Here is a 4,800-nt window from a genome sequence, read left to right as displayed (position 1 = left end):
ATCATCCGCAATAAAGAGCAGCAAAAACAGGATATCAATGAATTAAGTCGGGATACGGAGAGTGCGAATAATCCGCTGAAACAGATATTTGATAAGCAAAAAGAGTTAGACATAATAGAAACGGTCGAGCTTATCAAAGACATAGCACAGCAAGCAAAAAGTGTAATGAATAAGTATGACCGAATTCAGGCGCAAAATGACGTAGATAAAAATAAGGATGCGTTATCAAAGCTGGAAGCGGAAAAGGCCTATAATAAGCTGAGTGATGCAGAAAAAGCCAAATATAAAACTGTTGAGGATTATTATAATCAGAATAAAGACTACTTCTATTACGTTGCGGTTGATGAGCAGTTAAAAACGAATAGAGAAAATAATAAAAATCTGGGCGGAATGGGGAGTGATGTTAGCAAAGGGATAGACAGTGCGATATCGATAGTGACTGGCATTATCACCGGTGACATCACAGGCGGACTAGCCGGTGCCAGTGCGCCTTGGGTCGCGGAGCAAATCAAAAAGCATACCGGTCATAAGGATGAAAACGGAAACTGGAAGACCGATGATGTAGCCGGTAATCTTATTGCCCATGCGATTTTGGGTGCGGTGGTAGCTGAACTACAAGGCAACTCAGGACTTGCCGGCGGTGCTGGTGCCGTAACCGGAGAACTTGCTGCGGATATCATACGCAAGCAGCTCTATGGAAAAGACGTTAAGGACTTAACCGAAGCAGAAAAACAAAACATCAGTGCCTTAGCCCAACTTGCCACCGGACTGGCGGTTGCCAGTGTGGGCGGTGATGTTGGTGACGTCAGCACGGGTATAGCAGCAGGTAAGAATGCGGTTGAAAATAACTTGTTAAGTAATGAACGAGGTGTTGAAAAGCTTAATAAGGAAAACAAAAAGCTTTATGAAAGGATTAAAGATGTTGTTGGTTATGATGAAATAGATCAGCTCCAAAAACAATATATGAACTGTCAAAGTGATGAATGTAAAACCGCAGTTTATAATGATTATTATCAAAAAGAGCAGGAAGCAGGTCAGAAATTAGTTGATTTATATAAATCTGGGCAATTAACAAAAGCAGATTTTGAGCAACTTGTAACATGGTATAATGATTCAATGCTTGGAGGTGTTGAAGAAGCAAAAAAAGAGGCTGGAGGTAATCGAAATCTTTGGGATATTTATGATGCTTCATCAATGGATATGACTCCAGCAGGTTTGATTGGAAATCCCCATTTAGCTGAAATAAGAGGTTTAATCCTATTAGAAGAATGGAGAGCAGAAGGTTTATCTGAGTCACAAATACAAGAAAAATTTATAAAGGATGGCGTGTTAGGTGCTTTTGGTTCAGGTCCGGATGTTAATGCAATTGTTCATCAAATTCGTAATGAAGGTTTAAGCCTTGAAGATGGACTTAAATTAGCTACATTAGGGGCTTATAGTAAAATCACTAATGATGCTAGTAAGGGAAAAAAGCAACAAATAGCTGGAAAGGGAACGGATGCCAACAAACCATTAGATAAAACAGCCTTAGAAACGCAACACGGCAAAGGAAATGTCGAGCAAGGTGGTGGAAATTATAAAGAGACTAAGGATAAAATACTAGATAATCAGGCTACCAATCAGAAAGCCAACAAAAGTAGCAAATTGGTGAGCATGTAAAAAAAGAACAAGAGATTAATGCTGGTAAGGTGAATGGTGCTACAAATACAGAAAAACTAACAGTTGGTGCTGCTAGGGCTGAACAATATTCAAATAATTGGCCTACAGGAAATCTTGATAAAGCTATTAATGATTTTGCAGGTACAAATCCAATAATAACTACAACTGAAAAAGGGAAAAGAATTTATACTAATCCAACGACAGGTATACAGGTTGTTGAGGATATATCTGGAAACTACTTCCGAATTTATAACCCTAATATTTCGGGAAAAAGGGCTTATTTGGATTTGAATGGAAATATTCCTAACAACAAATTATTAGAGAATGGAAAAGAAGCTGGCCGAAATCAAGGTGAATATAATGCGGTAACTCATTTTAATATAGAAAGGAATAAATAATATGAAATATATATCCGTTCCAGTAAATACAAGTGCAATGGAGCGCCTAGATTTTGATAAATGTATCAATGGTGATCTTATTGAGTTAACTCTTGATGAGGATAATTATGCCAACCTTCTAAAGAGTAATGTTATTCAGCAACTTAATAATGAATTAGGACTAAATATTGATGATTATGAAGATGAAAAGATAACCGATATTGATAAACTTATAATTGCTAGAAATATTATTCAAAATACAATAATGTCAAATAATAGCGAAGTGTTAATTAAATTATTAACTCAAGTTGAGAATGCAATAAAATATAAAACAGGGTTATTTTTTTATTTTTAAATATAAATGTGATAGTAAGCTCCTTACCTTAAACAGTGAGGATTTTACTTTGACATCTATACCAATATCTCAAGCCTGATAATCAACAGCCCCCGATCGAGCATCAGTTGGCCGATGATAAGCTGGAAAGGAGACGGGTGCAAAAATATCGCCTGAAAATCAGAAGTACGTCGATATTCTATCACCTGAAGCTAAGCAGCATATATTATATGGAGATGGACCAACAAGTGGGGGGACACATGTACCCAGGAAATCCTGGTAAAACCACATTTCCTAAGGATTGGTCTGCAGACAAAATTGTCCATGAAATAGGGGATATTGCGACATCGACTAATACACAATGGTATGCACAAACAGGTACTGGCGGTATTTACACGGGAAAAGGTAAACCTGCAAAGTGGGTTTCTTATGAGGTTCGCGATGGGGTAAGAATAAGAGTTGTCTATCAGCCAGCGAATGGAAAAATAATAACGGCATTTCCTGACAAAGCTCCTGTCCCAAATACTTATAAACCAATAAAATAAAGGTAAAAAATGCAATATTTAGATAATAAAATTAAAGAATTTGGTGAATTATTTAAAAATCGCTTAGATAACGATCTTTTACAAGATGCTATTTATTATGTTGATTGCAATGAAAGAGGGTTAGCTTTTGATACAATTTGTGATCATATTAGTGAATACGAAGTGCCGATTACAAAGAAAGAATATGATATTGCAATTAGTATTTGTAATGAATTAAAAATGGATACTAATGATATTAGCATTAAACATATGTCTGATTTAATTTCTGAGTAAAATTATAGCTGGAAAGGGGACTGCAGGAAATATTTCGGGTTTAAGTGAAGAAGAAATAAATAAAATTCTTGCTAAAGAAAAAGGATTTCGTCCAGATCCAAGTACTTATATGTCAAAAGCTGAAATTGGAGCACATTTAGCTAAATTTGATGATGGTGCAGTTAGATTTACGTCAAAAAGTGGAATAAGTAAGCATGGAACATATGGTCCAGATGGTGGTTTTGTTATACCTAAGTCTGAATTTGAAAGAGTAATGTTCGAATCAAAAGGTGATTTAAGAATAGTTGAACAAAAATTAGGGCTAGATAAAGGTTATTTAAGTAATTCTGATACAGTAGTAGTTGTTATAGAAAAAATAATATTTCTGGATTAAGGATGCCTTCAGGTAATGAAAGTGGAGCTAATAAATTTTGGAAACCAGGTGGTTATACCTCTGGAGGTGTTGTTGAAGCTGTGATGGATTTTTCACATAAACCTCAAGGAACCATACTAAATCTTAATAAAATTAACGAACAATTACTAAGGAAATCAAAATGACGAAAGTAACATTTAATTTTGGAGGAGTTCCCGTTGAAATTGAAGGAGAACCTTTAGAGTATAAAGAACCAATAGTTGAAGAAAATGAATATCCCAAAGGAGCTAGTTGGTGGAGAATAAAACCGGTTGGAGATAAATATTTATTTTCATGTATATCTGGCTCATTAGCAGGTGGTGAATGTAAAACTGAAATTACTAAAGAAGAATTTGATAAACTTCATACTGGAGAAGTAACCGCAAAAGATATTTGTTATAAATATAATATTGGTTGATTTATTTAAAGATTTGTGCATTTATTGCCGGAAGCTGATGGTAGCTATTATTGTTTACTTCCAAATGGTAAAGTACATTATTGGACACCAGATGGCTATAGCAATGATTCTTGGGAAGATCTTGCAGATTGGGTAGAACAAGTATGGATTAATGGAGATTAAATAGTTTATTAGTCAAAATTTAGAATTAAGATCATTATTAAATAAATTATGAAAATAGCCAATTAAAATGAATAGAGTTCTTTTATATCGTTTTAAAGTTTCAAATCAATCTCTATCATCAACTTGCCCTGTTCAATCTTAACGATAACAGGGCAGCCGCATAAAAACCAAATTGCTCCAGCCACCTGCCTTTAATGGTCAGTTGTGGTTTGGGGTTGGGTTTTGTGCCTTGTGGCACGTAATCCACAGTATAGAATCGCTCATTGGGTTGTAGTGCCGGTGTTTTGTCTGTGGTTGATTTTAGTTTAGAATGTGTTTTAACCATAATAACTACCCTCATTAGTTGTTGTGGTTAGCAGTTCGTCGTTAATCTATGCCGTTATTCACTATATTTTCTTAAACCTTCCCGCTCAAACTTAAGTTAATTCTAAGCTTTTCATTTATCCTTTATCTAATATCCACTAAACAAAAGTAAGACAAGTCTCGATCAGTATCGTTACCGGGGGCATGGCACCGACAACGGCTTATCAAAACAGTGATAGTGACTCAAGCACGACAAAATCGGCGGTTGAAAAAAGGCGAGTTAATCATCCGCAATAAAGAGCAGCAAAAACAGGATATCAATGAATTAAGTCGGGATA

9 protein-coding genes and 1 pseudogene are annotated in these 4,800 nt (G+C 35.5%); 9 read left to right on the top strand and 1 reads right to left on the bottom strand.

Annotation, left to right across the window (positions count from 1 at the left end; translation table 11 throughout):
* The 9 genes and pseudogenes from J3U35_RS06740 to J3U35_RS06700 all read left to right on the top strand — a co-directional run.
* Nucleotides 1–1,659 (top strand): VENN motif pre-toxin domain-containing protein (locus J3U35_RS06740; protein ID WP_267360409.1); only part of this gene is annotated, 1,659 nt, incomplete at its 5' end.
* 29 nt (nt 1,660–1,688) lie between these two features.
* Nucleotides 1,689–2,057 carry a hypothetical protein gene (locus tag J3U35_RS06735; protein ID WP_267360407.1) on the top strand — a complete coding sequence of 123 codons (369 nt, stop codon included), beginning with the start codon at nt 1,689–1,691 and terminating at the stop codon, nt 2,055–2,057.
* 1 nt (nt 2,058) lies between these two features.
* Nucleotides 2,059–2,391, top strand: coding sequence for a hypothetical protein (locus J3U35_RS06730; RefSeq protein WP_267360405.1), 333 nt, complete (start codon nt 2,059–2,061; stop codon nt 2,389–2,391).
* Between the two features lie 166 nt (nt 2,392–2,557).
* Nucleotides 2,558–2,915: pseudogene (locus J3U35_RS06725) on the top strand (EndoU domain-containing protein); the annotation flags it as partial.
* A 9-nt stretch (nt 2,916–2,924) separates the two neighbouring features.
* A complete protein-coding gene (locus J3U35_RS06720; protein ID WP_267360403.1) occupies nt 2,925–3,188 on the top strand; it encodes a MafI family immunity protein in 264 nt (87 codons plus the stop codon).
* Nucleotides 3,189–3,297: 109 nt separating this feature from the next.
* Complete coding sequence (locus J3U35_RS06715) at nt 3,298–3,561, top strand: hypothetical protein (protein ID WP_267360402.1); 264 nt, start codon at nt 3,298–3,300, stop codon at nt 3,559–3,561.
* Nucleotides 3,562–3,563: 2 nt separating this feature from the next.
* The gene (locus J3U35_RS06710; protein ID WP_267360401.1) at nt 3,564–3,725 is read left to right on the top strand and encodes a hypothetical protein; all 162 of its coding nucleotides are present in this window, start codon (nt 3,564–3,566) and stop codon (nt 3,723–3,725) included.
* Entirely contained in the window at nt 3,722–3,997 is a 276-nt protein-coding gene (locus tag J3U35_RS06705; protein ID WP_267360399.1) for a hypothetical protein, read from the top strand. The genes J3U35_RS06710 and J3U35_RS06705 overlap by 4 nt, the downstream gene beginning before the upstream one ends.
* A 24-nt stretch (nt 3,998–4,021) precedes the next feature.
* Nucleotides 4,022–4,159 (top strand): SMI1/KNR4 family protein, encoded by a 138-nt coding sequence (locus tag J3U35_RS06700; protein WP_267360397.1) that lies wholly within the window; start codon nt 4,022–4,024, stop codon nt 4,157–4,159.
* A 118-nt stretch (nt 4,160–4,277) separates the two neighbouring features.
* Here J3U35_RS06700 and J3U35_RS06695 read toward each other — a convergent pair whose 3' ends face one another.
* Nucleotides 4,278–4,484 (bottom strand): SymE family type I addiction module toxin, encoded by a 207-nt coding sequence (locus J3U35_RS06695; RefSeq protein ID WP_267360395.1) that lies wholly within the window; start codon nt 4,482–4,484, stop codon nt 4,278–4,280.
* Between the last annotated feature and the right edge of the window lie 316 nt (nt 4,485–4,800).

The organism is Gilliamella sp. B2717, assembly GCF_026536675.1.
In the GTDB taxonomy this organism is placed as follows: Bacteria; Pseudomonadota; Gammaproteobacteria; order Enterobacterales; family Orbaceae; genus Gilliamella; species Gilliamella apicola_I.
This window is presented reverse-complemented; position numbering and strand designations above follow the sequence as displayed.